At 60.7% G+C, this 20,101-nt stretch carries 18 protein-coding genes; 9 read left to right on the top strand and 9 right to left on the bottom strand.

What is annotated here, in order from left to right:
- Positions 1-118 precede the first annotated feature (118 nt).
- From HB680_RS05490 to HB680_RS05475, 4 genes are read left to right on the top strand one after another with little or no spacing between them, the layout of a single operon-like run.
- A complete protein-coding gene (locus HB680_RS05490; protein WP_054047242.1) occupies positions 119-427 on the top strand; it encodes a hypothetical protein in 309 nt (102 codons plus the stop codon).
- The gene (locus tag HB680_RS05485) at positions 427-1,287 is read left to right on the top strand and encodes a DUF72 domain-containing protein (protein WP_213937567.1); all 861 of its coding nucleotides are present in this window, start codon (positions 427-429) and stop codon (positions 1,285-1,287) included. The genes HB680_RS05490 and HB680_RS05485 overlap by 1 nt, the downstream gene beginning before the upstream one ends.
- 34 nt (positions 1,288-1,321) lie before the next feature.
- On the top strand, positions 1,322-2,143 hold the full coding sequence (locus HB680_RS05480) for an isocitrate lyase/phosphoenolpyruvate mutase family protein (protein ID WP_213937566.1): 822 nt from the start codon (positions 1,322-1,324) through the stop codon (positions 2,141-2,143).
- A gap of 2 nt (positions 2,144-2,145) precedes the next feature.
- Positions 2,146-2,841 (top strand): extensin family protein, encoded by a 696-nt coding sequence (locus tag HB680_RS05475; RefSeq protein ID WP_213937565.1) that lies wholly within the window; start codon positions 2,146-2,148, stop codon positions 2,839-2,841.
- Between the two features lie 4 nt (positions 2,842-2,845).
- Here HB680_RS05475 and HB680_RS05470 read toward each other — a convergent pair whose 3' ends face one another.
- Positions 2,846-3,466, bottom strand: a complete 621-nt coding sequence (locus HB680_RS05470) for an energy transducer TonB (RefSeq protein WP_213937564.1) — start codon at positions 3,464-3,466, stop codon at positions 2,846-2,848.
- A 97-nt stretch (positions 3,467-3,563) separates the two neighbouring features.
- On the opposite strand from HB680_RS05470, the gene HB680_RS05465 reads away from it, so the two are divergent.
- A complete protein-coding gene (locus HB680_RS05465) occupies positions 3,564-4,343 on the top strand; it encodes a class I SAM-dependent methyltransferase (protein ID WP_178117487.1) in 780 nt (259 codons plus the stop codon).
- A 118-nt stretch (positions 4,344-4,461) separates the two neighbouring features.
- On the opposite strand, the gene HB680_RS05460 is transcribed toward HB680_RS05465, so the two are convergent.
- A complete protein-coding gene (locus tag HB680_RS05460) occupies positions 4,462-5,106 on the bottom strand; it encodes a TetR/AcrR family transcriptional regulator (RefSeq protein ID WP_213937563.1) in 645 nt (214 codons plus the stop codon).
- A gap of 94 nt (positions 5,107-5,200) precedes the next feature.
- On the opposite strand from HB680_RS05460, the gene HB680_RS05455 reads away from it, so the two are divergent.
- Together HB680_RS05455 and HB680_RS05450 are read left to right on the top strand one after the other, a co-directional pair.
- Positions 5,201-6,301, top strand: a complete 1,101-nt coding sequence (locus tag HB680_RS05455) for an efflux RND transporter periplasmic adaptor subunit (RefSeq protein ID WP_213937562.1) — start codon at positions 5,201-5,203, stop codon at positions 6,299-6,301.
- Between the two features lie 6 nt (positions 6,302-6,307).
- A complete protein-coding gene (locus HB680_RS05450) occupies positions 6,308-9,379 on the top strand; it encodes an efflux RND transporter permease subunit (RefSeq protein ID WP_213937561.1) in 3,072 nt (1,023 codons plus the stop codon).
- Positions 9,380-9,533: 154 nt separating this feature from the next.
- On the opposite strand, the gene HB680_RS05445 is transcribed toward HB680_RS05450, so the two are convergent.
- From HB680_RS05445 to plsB, 3 genes are all read right to left on the bottom strand, one after another.
- Positions 9,534-10,223 carry a DUF4197 domain-containing protein gene (locus tag HB680_RS05445; RefSeq protein ID WP_213937560.1) on the bottom strand — a complete coding sequence of 230 codons (690 nt, stop codon included), beginning with the start codon at positions 10,221-10,223 and terminating at the stop codon, positions 9,534-9,536.
- A gap of 28 nt (positions 10,224-10,251) precedes the next feature.
- Positions 10,252-10,650, bottom strand: coding sequence for a YbaY family lipoprotein (locus HB680_RS05440; RefSeq protein WP_213937559.1), 399 nt, complete (start codon positions 10,648-10,650; stop codon positions 10,252-10,254).
- A gap of 119 nt (positions 10,651-10,769) precedes the next feature.
- Positions 10,770-13,271: a glycerol-3-phosphate 1-O-acyltransferase PlsB gene (gene plsB, locus HB680_RS05435; RefSeq protein WP_213937558.1), complete on the bottom strand. Its 2,502-nt coding sequence runs from the start codon at positions 13,269-13,271 to the stop codon at positions 10,770-10,772.
- Between the two features lie 166 nt (positions 13,272-13,437).
- Here plsB and HB680_RS05430 point away from each other — a divergent pair, with 166 nt between their 5' ends.
- Complete coding sequence (locus HB680_RS05430; protein WP_123405723.1) at positions 13,438-13,647, top strand: cold-shock protein; 210 nt, start codon at positions 13,438-13,440, stop codon at positions 13,645-13,647.
- Positions 13,648-13,737: 90 nt separating this feature from the next.
- Here HB680_RS05430 and HB680_RS05425 read toward each other — a convergent pair whose 3' ends face one another.
- The 4 genes from HB680_RS05425 to HB680_RS05410 all read right to left on the bottom strand — a co-directional run bounded on the left by HB680_RS05425 (position 13,738) and on the right by HB680_RS05410 (position 18,975).
- A complete protein-coding gene (locus HB680_RS05425) occupies positions 13,738-14,115 on the bottom strand; it encodes a hypothetical protein (RefSeq protein WP_213937557.1) in 378 nt (125 codons plus the stop codon).
- 74 nt (positions 14,116-14,189) lie between these two features.
- Entirely contained in the window at positions 14,190-14,999 is an 810-nt protein-coding gene (locus tag HB680_RS05420; RefSeq protein WP_213937556.1) for a putative RNA methyltransferase, read from the bottom strand.
- Positions 14,999-16,150, bottom strand: a complete 1,152-nt coding sequence (dapE, locus tag HB680_RS05415; protein WP_213937555.1) for a succinyl-diaminopimelate desuccinylase — start codon at positions 16,148-16,150, stop codon at positions 14,999-15,001. The genes HB680_RS05420 and dapE overlap by 1 nt, the downstream gene beginning before the upstream one ends.
- Before the next feature lie 233 nt (positions 16,151-16,383).
- A complete protein-coding gene (locus HB680_RS05410) occupies positions 16,384-18,975 on the bottom strand; it encodes a glycosyltransferase (RefSeq protein ID WP_213937554.1) in 2,592 nt (863 codons plus the stop codon).
- 213 nt (positions 18,976-19,188) lie between these two features.
- Between HB680_RS05410 and tcdA the strand changes: the two genes are divergently transcribed.
- Positions 19,189-20,007: a tRNA cyclic N6-threonylcarbamoyladenosine(37) synthase TcdA gene (gene tcdA, locus HB680_RS05405; protein ID WP_213937553.1), complete on the top strand. Its 819-nt coding sequence runs from the start codon at positions 19,189-19,191 to the stop codon at positions 20,005-20,007.
- The last annotated feature ends 94 nt before the right edge of the window (positions 20,008-20,101 follow it).

Genomic DNA, 20,101 nt, shown 5'->3' with positions numbered 1-20,101 from the left:
AGTTTCTACCTCCCGGCTTTAAACCTTTTTCCTTTTATGTGTTCTAGTTATCACTCGACAGTTTGCGAAGTGGCTTGTGCGCCACTAAACTGCCATCACTGATACCGAGCATGCACTTATGCGTATAGACGGCCTTTCCTCTCAGTCGTACCCCATCAAGCGAAAGCCTCGCAAAGGCAATGTCGCGCTGGATGAATCCGTCGATGACATCGATGGCGAGCTGGAAATCCCGACTGAAGAGCAACTGGCCGCCCGCGCTGCCAAAGCTTCCGCGCAACGCTTGAGCAATCTCCCCGCCCGTCAGCAAGACATGATTTACCACCGTGCCATGAGCAAAAGCGTGGCGATGGCGTTGGCCAGCTACCTGAGCACCGCCGGTTTTGTCGATTGGGATGCTGATGTGCTGGGTCTCGACCTGTACATCTGATGCTGTTGCCTTACTACCTCGGTTGCCCGTCCTGGAGTGAAAACGCCTGGCGCGACTATCTCTACCCGCAAGACGCCAAGCCCGCCGAATTCCTCAATCTCTATTCCCAAGTGTTCAACGCCGTCGAAGGCAATACCACCTTCTACGCGAGCCCGGCTGCCAGCACCGTGCAGCGCTGGGCCGAGACCATGCCCGAACACTTTCGCTTCACCGCCAAGTTTCCCGGCGACATCAGCCACGGCGGTGATCTGCGCGAACAACTGACCTCCGTCGACACCTTCCTGCAATTGCTCAGCCCGCTGGGCGAACGGGTATCGCCGGTCTGGCTGCAATTGTCGAAAAGCTTCACGCCACAACGGCTGTCGGAATTGGCCGGTTTTATCGACGCCGTGGACCGACCGCTGGCGGTTGAAGTGCGGCATGACGCGTTCTTTGCAAAGGGCGATGCTGAAAAAATGCTCAATCGCCTGCTACTGGATCGCGGCGTCGAGCGTATCTGCCTTGATCCGCGCGCGTTGTTCAGTTGCGTCTCGACCGATCCCTCGGTGCTCCACGCCCAATCGAAAAAGCCAAGGGTTCCACCGCGCCCCGCAGCCTTCACGCAATTTCCCCAGGTGCGTTTCATCGGCCATCCGCAACTGGAGGCCAACGATCCGTTCCTGGTGCCCTGGGTCGAGAAAATTGCCCTGTGGATCGAAGAGGGCCGCACGCCCTATATCTTCCTGCACACCGCCGACAACCTGCTGGCGGCGAAACTCGCGCAACGTTTCCACGCAAAACTGATGCTGCGTTTGCCTGGCTTGCCGCCGCTGCCTGAGCTATACAGAGAACCCGCCGCCGAGCAACTTGGCCTGCTCTGAGGCGGATTCCTTCCTTTTTTCAGGAGCCTGCCAAATGGATGCGCAAACCCTTCGAGCCCAGGCGTTCAAAGCGCTGCATGAACGCGCGGGGGCTTTTGTCATTCCCAACCCGTGGGACGCCGGCTCGGCGAAAATGCTCGCCAGCCTTGGCTTCGAGGCGCTGGCGACCACCAGTGCCGGTTATGCTTTTTCCAATGCTCGGCCTGATGGCGGATTGTCGCTGGACGATACCCTGGCCAACGTTCGGGCGATTGTCGCGGCAACTGATCTACCGGTCGCTGTCGATCTGGAAAACGGTTTCGCTGATGACCCCGCCGAATGCGCCCAGAGCATTTTGCGGGCAGCTGAGGCGGGTGCGGTCGGCGGCTCGATCGAAGATGCCACCGGTCGTGAAGACGCGCCGATCTACTGCTTCGAACATGCCGTGGCGCGGGTCGAAGCAGCCGTGAAAGCGGCGCGCAGCCTGCCGTTCCCGTTTATGCTGACCGCCCGCGCCGAGAATTTCCTGCACGGCAATCCTGACCTTGATGACACCCTTCGCCGCTTGCAGGCGTTCGCCGAAGCCGGCGCCGATGTGCTTTACGCACCGGGCTTGCGCAGTGCCGAAGACGTGTTGGCCGTGGTCCGCGCCGTGGCGCCGAAACCGGTGAATGTGTTGATGTCCGGCGGGCTGAAGTTGACGGTCGAGCAGTTGAGTGAAATGGGCGTCAAACGCATCAGCGTCGGTTCGGCGCTCGCCTTGGCGGCGTACGGCGAGTTTTTCCGCGCGGCTGAAGAGATCAAGACGTCGGGCACGTTCAGCTTTACGTCGCGCTCCATGCCCTACGCGAAGGCCAATCAGTTTTTCAAAGGCTGACGATGCGGTTTGCCAAGGGATTGCTGCTGGTGGCGTTGGTGATCGGGGCGGCGGGGTTGAGCGTCTGGCGCGGCTGGATTGCCGTGCCGGCGCAGTGGAATCCCTGGGCGCCGCTGGACGTCAGTGCCGCGCCGAATTTTCTGACCCGCTACAAACTGATGCGCCTGCGCGATGATCCGCAGTTGTGCGATCTGGCCCTGAGCAGTTCCGGCCTGCGCGTCACCCGCCAGGCCGACTGTCCCGACGCAGCGTGCCCGCTGACCAACACCCTGCGCGTACAAGGCGGCGAGGTGGCCCTGAGCAGCAGTTTCCTCGCCAGTTGTCCGTTGGCGGTGGCGTTCGCCCTGTTCGAACGCCACGCTCTGCAACCAGCGTCTCAGGCGGTTTACGGCCAGGCGGTGAGGCGGGTCGATCACCTCGGCAGTTTTGCCTGCCGCAACATGTACAACCGCGAGAACGGTGCCCGCAGTCAGCATGCCGGCGCCAACGCCCTGGATATCGCCGGTTTTCGCCTGGCGGACGGCCGGACGATCAGCGTGCTCAAGGATTGGCCCAGGGATAATCAGGACGCGCGGTTTCTACGCCAGGTGCGCGACAGTGCCTGCGACGTGTTCAGTGTGGTGTTGAGCCCGGACTACAACGCCGCCCATCGCAATCACTTTCATGTGGATGTGGGGCCGTGGTGGGTGTGTCGCTGAAGGCTTAAGCGGCGATGCGCAGGTTCTGCAGAACGATCGGGCGAGCCCAGCCGTTATCGAAATCGAGGTGTTTCTGTTGCTCCACCAGCTCTTCCGGCGAGAACGGCGGGAACGGTTTGTCCAGCAGATGCAGTTCGAACTCGGCGATGGGCAGGTGCAGTGGACGCGGTTGCGGCGCCGGGCCGGCTTCGGGCACAGGCTGACCGGCGGTGAGTACGATCGGGCGCACCCAGCCGCTTTCGAAGTTCTGCTGCTGTTGCTGAGCGACGATTTCTTCCGGCGGGAACGGCGGGAAAGGCTTGTCGGCCAAGTCCATTTCGAACTCGGCAATCGGCAGGAACAGCGGTTCTGGCGGTTTGACCTGGGTTTCTGTCACATCGCATTCGCGCTGGGAAATGATGTGCGCGTAGAGCTCGCTGCCGACGGTCGGCTCCACCGGGCTTTCCAGATCCACCGGAGGGAAGGTCCCGCACGCCGGCACCACATCGCTCGACTGTTCGGCCAGGGCCTGGGCAAAAAAATCTTGCCACAGGTGACTGACGCCGCTCAGTGCTTGGGAGTTTCGCAGGCCATAATCGCCATGACGCGATATATAGCCTACGGATGTGGTTTGAATGTCTGACATTTTTCTCGGTCGACGCTCAGCTCTGGCAAAATGCTCGATAGTTTTGTTATCGGACGTTTTTTGCCGATCATTAATTTTTTGAGCATCTTTTCCCATGATTGAACAACCCGCGGCCTGCCGCATCCATGTCGAGGCTTCGGCCCCGGCGTTTCAGCCACAGGCCGAGCAATGGGCCGAGCGCCTGGGCTTGCCCATGCAGGTGGATGACGGCGAGTTTGCCTTGCAGGTGGGAGAACAGGGTTTGCAGCTGCAACAACTGGGGCCTGACGCGCCGGGGCCGGTGCGAGTGGACTTCGTCGAGGGTGGCGCGGCTCATCGCCGGTTGTTCGGCGGCGGCACGGGGCAGATGATCGCCAAGGCTGTCGGTATTGCCCAGGGCGTGCGTCCACGGGTGCTGGATGCCACGGCGGGACTGGGCAAGGATGCGTTCGTGCTGGCCAGTTTGGGTTGCGAGATGAGCCTGATCGAACGTCAACCGCTGATCGGCGCCTTGCTGGAAGATGGCCTGGCCCGTGGCGCGGAAGATTTCGACGTGGCGCCGATCGTGGCGCGGATGCGCTTGCTCAAGGGCAATTCGATTGAAGTCATGCGCAATTGGGAAGGCGAGCCACCGCAGGTGATCTACCTCGACCCAATGTTCCCGCACCGTGAGAAAACGGCGCTGGTGAAGAAGGAAATGCGCCTGTTCCGCCCGCTGGTGGGGGATGACCCGGATGCACCGGCACTGCTCGAAGCGGCGTTGGCGTTGGCCAGCCACCGGGTGGTGGTCAAACGCCCGCGCAAGGCGCCGTGCATTGCGGGGCCGAAGCCGAGTCATGCGCTGGATGGAAAATCCAGTCGGTATGACATTTATCCGAAGAAGGCGCTTAAGCCTTAAGACCGAGGCGCCTGCTTCGCGAGCAAGCCCGCTCCCGCACTGGATCTATGCAACACCGTAGATCCCTTGTGGGAGCGGGCTTGCTCGCGAAGGCGTCCTTTAAAACACTGCAAAACGATCAGGCTGCCTCAGTCCGATAAGCCCGCATAAACAACCCCACCACCTCCAGCACATGCTCCTCGGCCGCCTCCCCGATCAACGGCTCGCCGCAGCCATACAACAACCGAAAATTTCCCGCCCCCTTAAGCAAACAAAAGAAATGCTCGGCCGCATTGCGCGGTTTATCGATGCTCAGGGCGCCGGATTGGTCGATTTGGCCCAGCAAGCGCTCCATGCCATTCAACATGCGTTCCGGCCCGGCCTCAAAAAAGATCAGTGACAGCTTCGGATCCTGGCTGCCCAGGCTGATCATCAGGCGGTGCAGGTTCACCGACTCATCGCTATTGATCAGGTGATGAAAGCCACGGGCGATGTTCAACAGCACCGTTTCCACTGCAATGCCGTCCGGCAACTCAAAGAACAGCGGTGGCAATTGCTCTTCGCACTTGGCCACCACGGCAGCGGAAAACAACGTCTCCTTGTCGTTGAAATGGCTGTAGACCGTCAGCTTAGACACCCCGGCCTCGGCCGCCACGGCGTCCATGCTGGTGCTGGCATAGCCATTACTCAGGAACAGAATTTTCGCCGCATCGAGGATGGCCTGACGCTTGGCCAGATCCTTGGGGCGGCCCGGACCATTGGTTGCTGAAAGATTGTTCGACATTCTTCGCTTTTAATACTGGACTGGTGAGTTTGCTATTAATAACATACCCGCCAGTATAATTATTCCAAGCACCATTAGCGAAAGGTCCTTCACCATGTTCCGCTATGCCTTGCCCCTCGCGTTGCCAGTCAGCCTGGCTTTTTTATTGTCGGCGTGCGGTCACGACGAGGCGCCGCAAGTCAGCGTGCGCCCGGCCATGGTGGTGCAGCCGCAGCCTTCGGCCCAGGCGATGGAAAGTTATCCCGGTGAAGTTCGCGCCCGTTATGAGCCGGATCTGGCGTTCCGTATTGGCGGCAAGGTCAGCCGACGACTGGTCGAAGAAGGCCAGCGGGTCAAGGCCGATCAACCCTTGGCCGAGCTCGATCCCCAGGACGTGCGTCTGCAACTGGAAGCCACTCGCGCCCAGGTCGCCGCTGCCGAAGCCAACCTGAATCTGGTGCGCGCCGAGCGGGATCGCTACAAAACGCTGATGGACCGTCAGATGGTCAGCAAGTCTGCGTACGACAATTCTGAAAACCTTTACCGATCCGGTGAAGCGCGCCTCAAACAAATCAAAGCCGAATTCAGCGTCTCGACCAATCAGGCCAGCTACGCCGTGCTGCGTGCGCCTCAAGACGGAGTAGTGGCCAAGCGCGCGGTGGAAGTCGGCCAAGTGGTGGCGGCCGGGCAAACCGTATTCACCCTCGCCACCGATGGCGAGCGCGAAGTGTTGATCAGCCTGCCGGAGCAAAGCTTCGGTCGATTCAAGGTCGATCAACCGGTGTCGGTGGAACTCTGGACCCAACCCGATCAGCGTTTTGCCGGGCGCATCCGTGAGCTGTCGCCTGCGGCCGATCCCAAATCCCGGACCTTCGCGGCGCGCATTGCCTTCACCTCCGGCAAAGTCCCCGCCGAACTCGGCCAGAGCGCCCGGGTGTTTATCCAGACCGCCGCAGTCGTGCCACTCGCAGTGCCCTTGTCGGCGGTCACCGCCGAAAACGGTGCCACCTACGTGTGGGTGGTCGGCGCCAACAACACCTTGAAGAAAGTCCCGGTCCGCGTCGGTGCCTTCGGTGAGAAAACCGTGCCGGTGCTGGAAGGGTTGAACGCCAGCGACTGGGTGGTGGCCGCCGGTGTGCATGTGCTTCATGACGGGCAGCAAGTGCGCCCGGTGGATCGCTCCAACCGCGTGGTCAATCTGGCGGACAAGGAGTAATCCCCGATGGGTTTCAATCTTTCCGAATGGGCGCTGCGTAACCGCCAGATCGTACTGTTCCTGATGCTTTTGCTGGCAATTGTCGGCGCGCTTTCCTACACCAAGCTCGGCCAGAGCGAAGACCCGCCGTTCACCTTCAAGGCCATGGTGATTCGCACCAACTGGCCAGGCGCCACGGCCCAGGAAGTCTCGCGTCAGGTCACCGAACGCATCGAAAAGAAGCTGATGGAAACCGGCGAGTACGAGCGCATCGTCTCGTTCTCCCGTCCGGGTGAATCCCAGGTGACGTTCATGGCCCGGGACTCGATGCACTCGGCGCAGATCCCGGAGCTGTGGTATCAGGTCCGCAAAAAGATCAGCGACATCCGCCAGACCTTGCCACCGGGCATTCAAGGGCCGTTTTTCAACGATGAATTCGGTACCACCTTCGGCAACATCTACGCCCTGACCGGCGACGGTTTCGACTACGCGGTGCTCAAGGATTACGCCGACCGCATCCAGATTCAGCTGCAACGGGTCAAGGACGTGGGCAAGGTCGATCTGCTCGGCTTGCAGGACGAGAAGATCTGGATCGAACTGTCCAACGTCAAACTCGCCACGCTGGGTTTGCCGTTGGCCGCCGTGCAACAGGCGCTTGAAGAGCAGAATGCCGTGTCCACCGCCGGGTTCTTCGAAACCAGCAGTGAGCGATTGCAGCTACGGGTCACCGGGAATTTTCAGACGGTCGATCAGATAAAAAGCTTTCCGATCCGGGTCGGTGATCGTACGTTCCGTATCGCCGATGTGGCGGACGTGCGTCGCGGTTTCAACGATCCACCGGCGCCACGTATGCGCTTCATGGCTGAAGACGCCATCGGTCTGGCCGTGGCGATGAAGGACGGTGGCGACATTCTGGTCCTCGGCAAGGCCTTGGAAGTCGAGTTCGACCGCATCCAGAAAAACTTGCCCGCCGGCATGCAACTGCGCAAAGTTTCGGACCAGCCCGCCGCGGTGAAAACCGGTGTCGGCGAGTTCGTCCAGGTGCTGGTGGAAGCTCTCGCGATTGTGTTGCTGGTGAGCTTTTTCTCCCTCGGCGTGCGCACCGGGATGGTGGTGGCGCTGGCCATTCCGTTGGTGCTGGCGATGACGTTCGCCTGCATGTATTACCTCGGCATCGGCCTGCACAAGATTTCTCTCGGCGCACTGGTGTTGGCCTTGGGGTTGCTGGTGGACGACGCCATCATCGCCGTGGAAATGATGGCGATCAAAATGGAGCAGGGCTTCGACCGGATCAAAGCCGCGAGTTATGCCTGGACCAGCACCGCGTTCCCGATGCTCACCGGCACGCTGATCACCGCGGCCGGGTTCCTGCCGATCGCCACCGCACAATCGGGCACCGGTGAATACACTCGCTCGATCTTCCAGGTCGTCACCATCGCGCTGCTGGCCTCGTGGATTGCTGCCGTGGTGTTCGTGCCATACCTCGGGGAAAAACTCCTGCCGGACCTGGCGAAAATTCACGCAGCCAAACACGGCACCACCGACGGTCAAACCGACCCGTACGGCACACCGTTCTATCAACGGGTTCGGCGCCTGGTCGAATGGTGCGTGCGCTGGCGAAAAACCGTGATCGTGCTGACCGTGGTGCTGTTCATCGCCTCGATCGTGCTGTTCCGCTTCGTGCCGCAGCAATTCTTCCCGGCCTCGGGGCGTCTGGAATTGATGGTCGATCTGAAACTGGCCGAAGGCGCGTCCCTGAGCAACACCACCGATGAAGTTAAACGCCTTGAAGGTCTGTTGAAGGATCACGCCGGCATCGACAATTACGTGGCTTACGTCGGCACCGGTTCGCCGCGATTTTACCTACCGCTGGATCAGCAACTTCCTGCCGCGAGCTTCGCGCAGTTTGTCGTCCTGGCCAAGACCATCGAGGAGCGCGAAACCCTGCGCACCTGGCTGATCGAAACCCTCAACGAACAATTCCCGGCCCTGCGCTCGCGGGTTACACGCCTCGAAAACGGCCCGCCGGTTGGCTACCCGGTGCAGTTCCGCGTGACGGGTGAGCACATTGAGGAAGTCCGGGCCCTGGCGCGCAAAGTGGCGGAGAAGGTTCGGGAAAACCCTCATGTGGTCAACGTCCATCTGGACTGGGAAGAACCGAGCAAAGTCGTGTACCTGAACGTCGATCAGGACCGCGCCCGGGCGCTCGGCGTCAGCACCGCCAACCTGTCGAAATTTTTGCAAAGCTCCCTGACCGGCTCCAGCGTCAGCCAGTACCGCGAAGATAACGAGTTGATCGAAATCCTCCTGCGCGGCACCGTGCATGAGCGCACCGAACTGTCGCTGCTGCCGAGCCTGGCGGTGCCCACCGACAATGGCAAAAGCGTCGCGCTGTCGCAGATTGCGACCCTGGAATATGGCTTTGAAGAAGGCATCATCTGGCACCGTAACCGCCTGCCCAACGTGACGATTCGCGCCGACATCTACGGCAAGGAACAACCGGCGACCCTGGTGCAGCAAATCATGCCGACCCTCGACCCGATTCGTGCCGAACTGCCGGACGGCTACTTGCTGGAAGTCGGCGGCACCGTGGAGGATTCGGCTCGCGGACAGAACTCGGTGAAGGCCGGCGTACCACTGTTCATTGTGGTCGTGCTGACCTTGCTGATGCTGCAACTGCGCAGTTTCTCACGCACGGTGATGGTGTTTCTGACAGCGCCATTGGGCTTGATCGGCGTGACCTTGTTCCTGATGGTGTTCCGCCAGCCGTTCGGTTTCGTCGCCATGCTCGGGACCATCGCCTTGTCCGGGATGATCATGCGCAACTCGGTGATCCTGGTGGACCAGATCGAACAAGACATCGCCGCCGGGCTCAAGCCGTGGCAAGCGATCATCGAAGCCACAGTGCGCCGATTCCGGCCCATCGTGCTGACGGCACTCGCCGCCGTGCTGGCAATGATCCCGCTGTCCCGCAGCGTGTTCTTCGGGCCGATGGCGGTGGCGATCATGGGCGGCTTGATCGTGGCGACGGCGCTGACGCTGCTGTTCCTGCCGGCGCTGTATGCGGCGTGGTTCAGGATCAAGAAAGACCCCGCGTAAACCGGGCTGCCTTCGGGCCACCCAGTTTTTTGCGGGTGTACTTGCCCCTGTAGGAGCTGCCGAAGGCTGCGATCTTTTGATCTTGATCTTGATCTGGATTTTAAGATCAAAAGATCGCAGCCTTCGGCAGCTCCTACAGGTGACCGTTCGAGGGTTAGAGCGTGCCGAACACTTTTTTGGCGAGGCTGGTCGCGGCAGCCGCCGGGTTCTGGCGGATGGTTTCTTCCTGTTTACCAATCATTTCGAACAAACCATTCAACGCCTGTTCGGTCACGTAGCTTTCGATGTTGGCGCTTTTCGCGTCCACCACGCCGAGGGTCGCGGCTTGGCCGGCGAAGGAGTTGTATTGCTTGGCCAGGCCGACCTGGTCGGTGGCTTGTTTGACGATTGGCAGGAACTTGGCGCGGATCTGCTCGCGGCTGGTTTTGTCCAGATACTGGGTGGCGGAGTCTTTGCCGCCGCTGAGGATGCCCTTGGCGTCGGCCACGCTCATTTTTTTCACGGCGTCGACCAGGATCGGCTGGGCCTGGGTCACGGCGGTTTCCGCCGCTTTGTTCATGCTGGTTTCCAGTTGGTCGACCTGAGCGCCCATGCCGAAGGCTTTCATCTTGCTGGCAACCTTGCCCAGTTTGCCCGGCAGTTCGATCTTCACGTCCGGGTTGTTGCTGAAGCCGCCCGGCGTGCCGAGTTGTTTGACGGCCAGTTGCGCGCCTTGGGTCAGGGCGTCTTTGAGGCCGCCCGTGGCGTCGTTTTGCGACAGGTCGCTGAGGGACAGGGCCAGGGCGCTGGCGGAAATCATCAAGCCTGCGCACAGGCCGGCGAAGCGAAGGGTAGGGCGGAACATGGCGGCTTCCTTGTACGAATAAGGGAAATTAGCGGACGGCGTCGACGCGGATTTTCAGCGGTTGCGGATCGTTGCCGTCGAGTTGCACAGCGTGATTCTCAGTAGTGATGAACATCAGTTCACCGTTCACTTCGATGCGGGCACTGACCGAATAACGATGGCCCGGTTTGACCTGTGCCGGATCGTAGCTCAGGTGAAACGGCAGCGGCACCTGACCTTTGACCGGGCCTTTCTGTTCGTCGAGGACCACGGCTGGCGCGTCGGCCAGGGACACGTCCTGCAGGCTGACGCTCAACGTCGCGCTCGGCGGCAGGGCAATGCGTTGCAGGTAGAACACTTCGCCGTCGAGGCTGGTTTTGGCGGCGGGGTGCATGGAGTGACAGGCTCCCAGTAGTGCGGTCAGGGCCAGTAAAGAAAGTTTTTTCATCATGGTTCTCCAATCAATGTGGGAGCGGGCTTGCTCGCGAATGCGGTTTAACATTCAACATTTCTGTCGTCTGATACACCGACTTCGCGAGCAAGCCCGCTCCCACAGGTTTTATTGCATCAAGCCTCGGGCTGTGTGGCGACCTGATCCGCCGCATCTTCACTGCGATGCAACGCCACCTGACGAATCGACAAGCGAATCTCCGCTGGCAGCACCCGCTTGGCCGCGCCTTCGGCCAGTTCGCCGAGCAGTTCGTGATAACTCAGTTTTCCTGCTTCATCACGCTTGAGCACGTCGAGGTCGAGCATGGTCTGGATAAAGTGGCGGAACAGGCTTTTATCGAAGAACTCCGGGGCGTTCAAACCGTGGAGGATCGACAGGCGCTGGGCCATGACCGTGCACAGGTCTTCCAGTTCTTCGGCGCTGATACTGTTCTGTCCGCTGTTGAGCAGCAAGGACACAGTCATGTAAAAACGTTGCAGGGTCTGGGCGATGCTTTTCGACAGCAGGGTCAGCAGCACGAAATGCCGTGAACTCGGCGCCGGACGCAGGTACACATCGTTCTCGAAACGCAGCAGGCCTTGCTCGACAAAGGCTTCGAGCCATTGATCGACCACGCCGTCCAGCTCATCCATCGACCAGCGAATGAACAGCTCCGATTGCAGGTACGGATACAGCGCGCGGGTGTAGCGCAGGATCTGTTCGCGGCTCATGCGCGATGCGCTCTGGAAGAAACTCGCCAGCAGCGCCGGTAGCGCAAAGATGTGCAACACGTTGTTGCGGTAGTAGGTCATCAGGACGGCGTTCTGCTCGTCCAGGTACAGAATTTTGCCCAGGGCATCGCTCTGTTCGGACAGCAAGTCCATGTCCTTCACATGCTCGATCAGCGCCCGCCCGTCACCTTCCGGCAACGTGGTGTGCGGCGAGTACGGGACCTTGCGCAACAGCGCCAGATACAAGTCGAGCACCCGCGCCATGGCGCGATCGTCCAGGGCCAGACGACTGGTGGACAGCAACGCCAGGGCCACCAGGTTCACCGGGTTGATCGCCGCCGCCTCGTTCAAATGCTGCGCGACTTTCTCGCCGAGGCGGTTGGTGGTTTCGTTGAGCCACGCCGGTTTGAATTGCGGGCCGAGTTCCTGGGAGCGCCAGTCCGGCTGTTCGCTGTCGAGGAATTCCGCGAGTTTGATCGGCTCGCCGAAATTCACCGCCACTTGGCCAAAGCGCTGCTTGAGGGCGCCGATGACTTTGAAGATGTCGAAGATCGATTCTTTCTTCTTGCTCGCCCCACGCAGTTCGCCGAGGTAAGTCCGGCCTTCCAGCACGCGTTCATAACCGATGTACACCGGGATGAACACGATGGGCATGCGCGACGAACGCAGGAAGCTGCGCAGGGTGATCGCCAGCATCCCGGTTTTCGGCTGCAGCATGCGCCCGGTGCGGGAACGGCCACCCTCGACGAAGTACTCGACCGGGAAGCCTTTGGTGAACAGGGTGTGCAGGTATTCGTTGAACACCGAGGTGTAGAGTGGGTTGCCCTTGAAGGTGCGGCGCATGAAAAACGCGCCGCCACGACGCAGCAGGCTGCCGATCACCGGCATGTTCAGGTTGATCCCTGCGGCGATGTGCGGCGGGGTCAGGCCGTTGCGGAACAGCAGATAGGAAAGCAGCAGGTAATCGATGTGGCTGCGGTGGCACGGCACGTAGATCACTTCGTGACCCTGAGCGACTTTCTGCACGCCTTCGATGTGGTTGACCTTGATCCCGTCGTAGATCTTGTTCCAAAACCAGCTCAGCACCACTTCCAGAAAGCGGATCGCGGTGTAGGTGTAGTCCGAGGCGATCTCGTTGCCGTAGCGCAGGGCCTGGGCCTTGGCTTTCTCCGGGGAGATGTTCTCGCGCTCGGCTTCGTCGAGGATCGCTTGCTTGACCAGCGGCTGATTCAGCAGGCCTTTGACCAGGTTGCGACGGTGGGAAATGTCCGGGCCGATCACCGCGGCTTTCAGGTTGCGGAAGTGCACACGCAAAATCCGCTGGGCCATGCGCACGGTGCGCTCGTGGCCCTTGTTGTGCTCGATCAGTTCGCGCAAATGGATGGGTGCCGAGAACTGCACCCGGGTCTTGCGCCCCAGCACGATGATGCTGAGCAAGCGGCGCAAACGTCCGGTGACTGCCCAACTGTCGGCGAACAACAGCTTCCACGGGCTCGACTCGCTATCCGGCGACTGGCCCCAGAACACGCTGACCGGAATGATCTGCGCATCTTCGGCGGCGTTCTGGCTCAAGGCGCTGACCAGACGGGTCAGGGTCGGCGGCGCGCCGCGTTTGTCCTGGCGACCGAGCCAGTCGGGCTCCGGTGTCAGGTAAAAGAACGCAGCGGGCTCGATCAACGTACCGACCGATACCGGCAGCACCGGACGCGGCAGGCCGGCCTTGGTGCACTCGGTGTCGACCACGGCCAGGTCGGTTAACGAAGGATTTTGCAGGACGTAGAACACCGGACGGCTGCGGTCGAGGTTGAGGGTAAGGGACGACTGGTTGATCGTCTCCGAGCGAACCCAGAGGTACAACAGTCGGCGCAGGGTGCCAAACACAAGACGGCGGAACGGGGAGCGGGTCATACGGCTTCTGCGTGAGTGGATAAAACCGAGCAAATGCTCGGGCGGTCGATAGTGTGCCGTATTCGCCGAAAATCGGCAAAAAAGCAGTCAAGTAAACTTGAGTTGAGAGTTTTCGCGGCTGTCCTATACTCGACCGCTCAAAATAAAAAGAAGGGGGTAATGAGACATGGCTACGCGCGAGACCGGCAGTGTGAAGTGGTTCAACGACGCCAAGGGCTACGGCTTCATTCAACGCGAGGACGGGGTGGACGTGTTCGTGCACTACCGCGCGATTCGCGGCGAGGGGCATCGCTCGTTGGCTGAGGGCCAGCAGGTTGAATACGCCGTGGTGACGGGCGAGAAAGGGTTGCAGGCTGAGGATGTTGTAGGTCTGTAAAGCAAGATCAAAAGATCGCAGCCTTCGGCAGCTCCTACGGGTGTACACATGACCCTGTAGGAGCTGCCGAAGGCTGCGATCTTTTTGGTTTTACGCGGTTTTCCAGGTGATCTCTTCTTCACCATCAGCACTGATACGCATCCAGCGGTCCGCCGTTTCTTCACCTTCTTCTTCGACCCACGTCCCCGGCGCGCAACGCACTTCGACGTTCAGCGCGGCAAAGGCTGCGCGGGCGCAGGCGATGTCGTCTTCCCACGGCGTCTGGTCGCTGTCCAGGAACAGGCTGTTCCACTTGCCCACGGCTTTCGGCAGCCAGGTCACCGGCACACTGCCGGCCTTGCACTTATACGTCTGGCCTTTCTTGACCCATTCGCTGCACGGGCCCAACGCTTCGCTAAGCCAGTCGGCGACGGCTTTGTAGTCGACGTCGGCGTCTTTCAGGTAAATCTCGATATCGGGTTGGCGCATGGATGTCCTCACTGCGGTCTTGAAAAATCCATTCGCGGATTTAGCCGGCCTCAAGCTGTTGCTCGAGACCAAAATTATTGAAGTACGAAGTAATCGTAACGCATCGACACGGTGACCTCGAACGGCTCGACCTGCTCGATGACCGCCGCTCGCCGTTCGGCACTGGCGCGCCAGCCGTGGGGCGTCATGGCCAACAGGTTGGCACGATCCTGACCACTTTCCAGTATCAGTTTGAATTCCAGGGTTTCACTGTGCGCCAGCGCCATGCCTTCCGGCACCAGGGCCAGGTGCTTGTCGTCGGTGTATTCGCGTACTTCGTCGTACAGGCTTTCGCGCAATTCCATCAGATGGCCGCTGGTCGGCCCGACTTTCATCAAACCACCGCCAGGGCTGAGCAGGCGTTTGGCTTCTTCCCAATCCAGCGGACTGAACACGCTGGCCAGAAACTGGCAACTTCCGGAGGCCAACGGCACCCGCGCCATGCTGGCGATCAACCAGGTCAGCTGCGGATTACGCTTGCAGGCGCGTTTGACCGCTTCCTTGGAGATGTCCAACGCGTAGCCGTCAGCATTCGGCAAGGCCTCGGCGATTTGCGCGGTGTAGTAACCCTCGCCACAACCGATGTCGAGCCAGCGCTGCGGCGCATATTGCGCCGCCAGTTCCGCCAGGCGCTTGGCCACCGGCGCGTAATGGCCGGCGTTCAAGAAGTCGCGACGGGCCTCGACCATCGCCAGGTTATCCCCAGGGTCGCGGCTGTTCTTGTGCTGCACCGGCAACAGGTTCAGGTAACCCTGGCGCGCGCGGTCGAAACGATGCCCGGCGGGGCAGGCCACGCCGTTGTCCACCGCGTTCAGCGGTTCGCTGCAGATCGGGCAGGCGAGCATCAGGCGAGCAACTTGATCAGGGTCTGGTAATAGATTTCGGTCAGCACGTCGAGGTCGGCGGCCAGCACACGCTCGTTGACCTGGTGAATCGTCGCGTTGACCGGCCCCAGCTCAACCACTTGCGTGCCCATGGTCGCGATGAAACGCCCGTCGGAGGTGCCACCACTGGTGGACGCCTTGGTTTCGCGACCGGTGATGTCCTTGATGCTCGACGCCACGGCATCCAGCAAAGCGCCCGGTTCGGTGAGGAACGGCAGACCGGACAGCGCCCAGTCCACGTGCCAGTCCAGGCCATGTTTGTCGAGGATGTCGGCGACACGTTTTTGCAGGCCTTCGACGGTGGATTCGGTGGAGAAGCGGAAGTTGAACACCGCCACCAGATCCCCCGGAATCACGTTGGTCGCGCCAGTGCCGGAATTGACGTTGGAGATCTGGAAACTGGTCGGCGGGAAGAAGTCGTTGCCGTGGTCCCAATGCTCGGCGGCCAGTTCGGCCAGCGCCGGGGCGGCGAGGTGGATCGGGTTCTTCGCCAGGTGCGGATAGGCCACGTGGCCCTGAATGCCGCGCACGGTCAGCTTGGCGCCGAGGGAGCCGCGACGGCCGTTCTTGACCACATCACCCACCAGGGTGGTGCTCGACGGTTCGCCGACGATGCACCAGTCCAGACGTTCCTTGCGTGCGGCGAGGCGTTCGATCACAGCCTTGGTGCCGTGGTGCGCCGGGCCTTCTTCGTCGCTGGTGATCAGGAACGCAACCTTGCCCTTGTGATCCGGGTAATCGGTGACAAAGCGCTCGGCGGCCACGGTCATCGACGCCAGGCTGCCTTTCATGTCCGCCGCGCCACGGCCGCAGAGCATGCCGTGCTCGTCGATTACCGCCTTGAACGGGTCGATCTGCCACGCGGTGACCGGGCCGGTCGGGACTACGTCGGTGTGACCGGCAAAGCACAGCACCGGGCCGTAGTGTTTGCCGTGGGTGGCCCAGAAGTTATCCACATCTTCGATGCGCATCGGTTCCAGTTGGAAACCGGCATCGCCCAGGCGCTGCATCATCTGCTTCTGGCAATCGGCGTCGACCGGCGTCACGGACGGACGGCGGATCAGGTCAATGGCGAGTTGAAGGGTCGGCGAAAGGTCGGCGTGGGCCGTCATGGAAAACTCCGGAAGCTTGAAATTGGGCATGGCTATGTGGGAGCGGGCTTGCTCGCGAATGCGGTGTGTCAGTCAGCATAAATGTTGATTGTTACACCGCATTCGCGAGCAAGCCCGCTCCCACAGGGATCAGGTTTGATCGGCAAACCGTATTCCGCCAAGCCCTGCAAAATGGCGGTTATCTTAAAGCAAAACGGCGGCCATTGGCCGCCGTTTAGTGCATCGGTACTGATTTAGACGGCTGGTAGCGGCTCAGGCTCGGCCGCCGGTTTCGGCAGCGAAGACAGGAACGCCATGATCAGCGCCGCCAGGTACGGCAGCGACTGCACCAGCAACATGATCACCCAGAAGCGGATGTCGTTGCTCGGCAGGCCCTGCACCAGGAAGATCCCCAGCGCCGCGCCCCACAACAGCAGCATGATAAACACCTCTTCCCGCGCCTCCGAAATCGCCACCCAGAAGCCGTGGTTATCGGCATTTTTCGGCGTGCGGAAAAACGGAATGCTGCTGGTGAAGAAGCCGTACAGCACCGCTTTGGCGATGGTGTGCGACAACGCGAGCCCGGCCAGTGCCGCGCAGAACGCATCCTTCAGGTTCACGCCGACTGCACGACGGTACAGGAAGATGATCTTGGCCACCTTGAACACGAACAGCGCCAACGGCGGGATCGCGAAAATCAGCAGCGGCGGATCGACCCGTTGCGGCACGATGATCATCGCCGCCGACCACAACAGCGCGCCGACGGTAAAGAAGATGTTCATGCCGTCCGCTACCCACGGCAACCAGCCCGCGAGGAAGTGGTAACGCTGACCACGGGTCAGCTCGGTGTCCTTGCCGCGCAGCAGACTGGCGGTGTGACGCTTGATGATCTGAATCGCACCGTAAGCCCAGCGGAAACGCTGCTTCTTGAAGTCGATAAAGGTATCCGGCATCAAGCCTTTGCCGTAGCTGGTGTGGTAATACGCCGCCGACAGGCCTTTTTCGAACACCCGCAGACCCAACTCGGCGTCTTCGCAGATGCACCAGTCGGCCCAGCCGAGTTCCTCGAGCACCGAACGTCGGGTCATGGTCATGGTGCCGTGCTGAATGATCGCGTCACGGTCGTTACGGGTGACCATGCCGATGTGGAAGAAGCCTTTGTATTCGGCGTAGCAGAGCTTCTTGAAGGTGCTTTCGTTCTGGTCGCGATAATCCTGCGGCGACTGCACCACGGCGATTTTCGGATCGGCGAAGTGCGGCACCATGTGTTTGAGCCAGTTCGGGTCGACGCAGTAGTCCGAGTCGATCACCGCGATCACTTCGGCGTCCTTGGCGGTGTGCGGGATCAGGTAATTCAACGCGCCACCCTTGAAACCGGCCAATGGGGCGACGTGGAAGAACTTGAAGCGCGGGCCGAGGGTTGCGCAGTAATCACGTACCGGTTCCCAGACCGCCGGGTCCTTGGTGTTGTTGTCGATGATCAGGACTTCGAAGTCCGGATAGTCGAGGTTGGCCAGGGCGTTGAGGGTCTGTTTGACCATCTCCGGCGGTTCGTTGTAGCACGGTACGTGAATCGACACTTTCGGTCGGTAGTCCGAATCCCCCACGACCGGCAGGAATTCTCGCCGGCGTTTGTGAGTCCAGACCGCTTCGGCCAGTTCGTGGGCTTCGGTCAGCAACACGATAAACACCCCTAGCGCGCCGAGGGCGAGCAAAAAGCCCACTGTCAGGCTGAACCAGGTGCTGTATTGCTGGCTGTAGTCGTAGCCGATCCACACCAGAACCGAACCGCACAGGAACGCGATAAAGGTCAGGAAGGTGCGGCCACGCTGGCGCAGGGCCGAGCCGTCGATCATCAGCAAGGTCAAGGACAGCAAGGCCAATACCGCCGAGCCAATCGCCAGCACGCGCCATTGCGGGATCGCGACGACCGGGCCTTCGAAGTTGAATTTCTGCTGGCGCGCGGCGTTGAACACGCCCCAATACGCGCCCACCGAACCTTCGTCCGTGGCCTTCCACGGCTGGTCGAAGGCTTCGATCACGAAGTAGTTGAAGCCTTGGCGATTGAGCTTGTTGACCAAGGTGCGCAGGTAGATCGCCTGGTCCGCCGGGCTCGAATCGGTGCCGCCACGCATGCGGCCGTTGCTCGGCCAGCCAACCTCCGAGAGCAGCAGCGGTTTTTTCGGGAACATCTTTTTCAGGTCCCGGGCGCGGTCGAGGACGAATTGACCTGCCTTGTCCACCGGGATGAATTCCCAATAAGGCAAAACGTGCGCGGCGATCAGGTCGACGTGCTTGGCCAGTTCCGGGTGTTCTTCCCAGACGTGCCACTGCTCGGACGTGGTCACCGGCACTTTCACGGCGGCGCGGACGCGGTCGAGGATGACACTGAGTTCTGCGGCGGTAATTTCCTTACGGAAGATCGCCTCGTTGCCTACAACCACGCGTACCACGCTGCGTGAGGTGTTGGCCAATTCGATGGCGCGCAGGATTTCACGCTCATTGCGCTCCTGGTCCGGGCTGATCCAGATCCCCAAAGTCACCCGCAGGCCGAACTCTTCCGCCAGTTTGGGAATGTCCTCCAGCGTGCCGTCGACCGAGTAGGTACGGATGTTGTCCGTCAGTTTGCTCATGATCTCCAGGTCGCGACGCATTTCATCGTCGGTCGGGTACTGGTCTTTCTGCGGGTACTGGCCTTGTTGGAACGGCGAGTACGAAAAACCGGAGATCTGTTCAGGCCAGTTGGGGGCGGTGACCGGGCGGTTGATCAGCGCCCAGAAGCCGGTAAACAAGGCTGCGATGGCGAGCACCACGACCAGGTTGAGTCCAAATTTACGCGATGACATAGCTATTTCAGGTTCCAGAGGCTGTGGAACGAAGGAACGGTCGGCGGTTGGCCAAGGGGCGCGCATCCTACACCGTGCTTTCCCTAACCGTACAGCAGGTAGGGAAAAGCCTCACATTTGGCACTGAAGTTTGTCTTAAGTTCTTACACTTGTAGCTCGAAGCTTAAAACTTATCGCTGCGAAGCCCTATAATGCGCGCCGGTTTTTGGGGTAATGGTCATGAGTACAGAAGATCCGCGGTTTGCCGGCATCGCTCGGTTGTATGGCATCGAAGGCCTGGAGCGTTTGCGCGCGGCCCATGTGGCGATCGTCGGCGTTGGCGGCGTCGGTTCCTGGGCGGCGGAAGCCGTGGCCCGGTGTGGCGTGGGCGAGATTTCGCTGTTCGACCTGGACGACGTCTGCGTCAGCAACGCCAACCGTCAGTTGCATGCGCTGGACAGCACCGTTGGCAAACCCAAGGTCGAGGTGATGGCCGAACGCCTGCGCGGGATCAACCCGGACTGCACGGTGCACGCGGTGGCGGATTTCGTGACCCGCGAGACCATGGCCGAGTACATCACACCGAACATCGACTGCGTGATCGACTGCATCGACAGCGTGAATGCCAAGGCGGCGCTGATCGCCTGGTGCAAACGGCGCAAGATCCAGATCATCACCACCGGCGGCGCGGGCGGTCAGATTGACCCGACGCTGATCCAGGTCTGCGATTTGAACCGCACGTTCAACGATCCCCTGGCCTCGAAAGTGCGCTCGACGTTGCGCCGCGATTACAACTTCTCTCGTACCGTGACTCGCCATTACAGCGTGCCGTGCGTGTTTTCCACCGAACAACTGCGCTATCCGAAACCGGATGGCAGCATTTGCTTGCAGAAGAGTTTTGTCGGTGATGGCGTGAAGCTTGACTGCGCCGGCGGATTTGGCGCGGTGATGATGGTGACGGCGACGTTCGGCATGGTCGCGGCGACCAAGGCTGTGGATAAGATTGTGGCGGGAGTGCGGCGGCCGGCGGATAGGGTCAAGCCCGGCGCTTAAGTCGAACCTCCGTAGGAGCTGCCGAAGGCTGCGATCTTTTGATCTTTGGCGTAGTCACTGTCGCTGAAGATCAAAAGATCGCAGCCTTCGGCAG

Origin of the sequence: Pseudomonas sp. dw_612, from assembly GCF_018449725.1 — a bacterium.
Taxonomy (GTDB): domain Bacteria; phylum Pseudomonadota; class Gammaproteobacteria; order Pseudomonadales; family Pseudomonadaceae; genus Aquipseudomonas.
The sequence above is the reverse complement of the archived record's forward strand: the minus strand, read 5'-3'. Positions and strand labels throughout refer to the sequence as shown.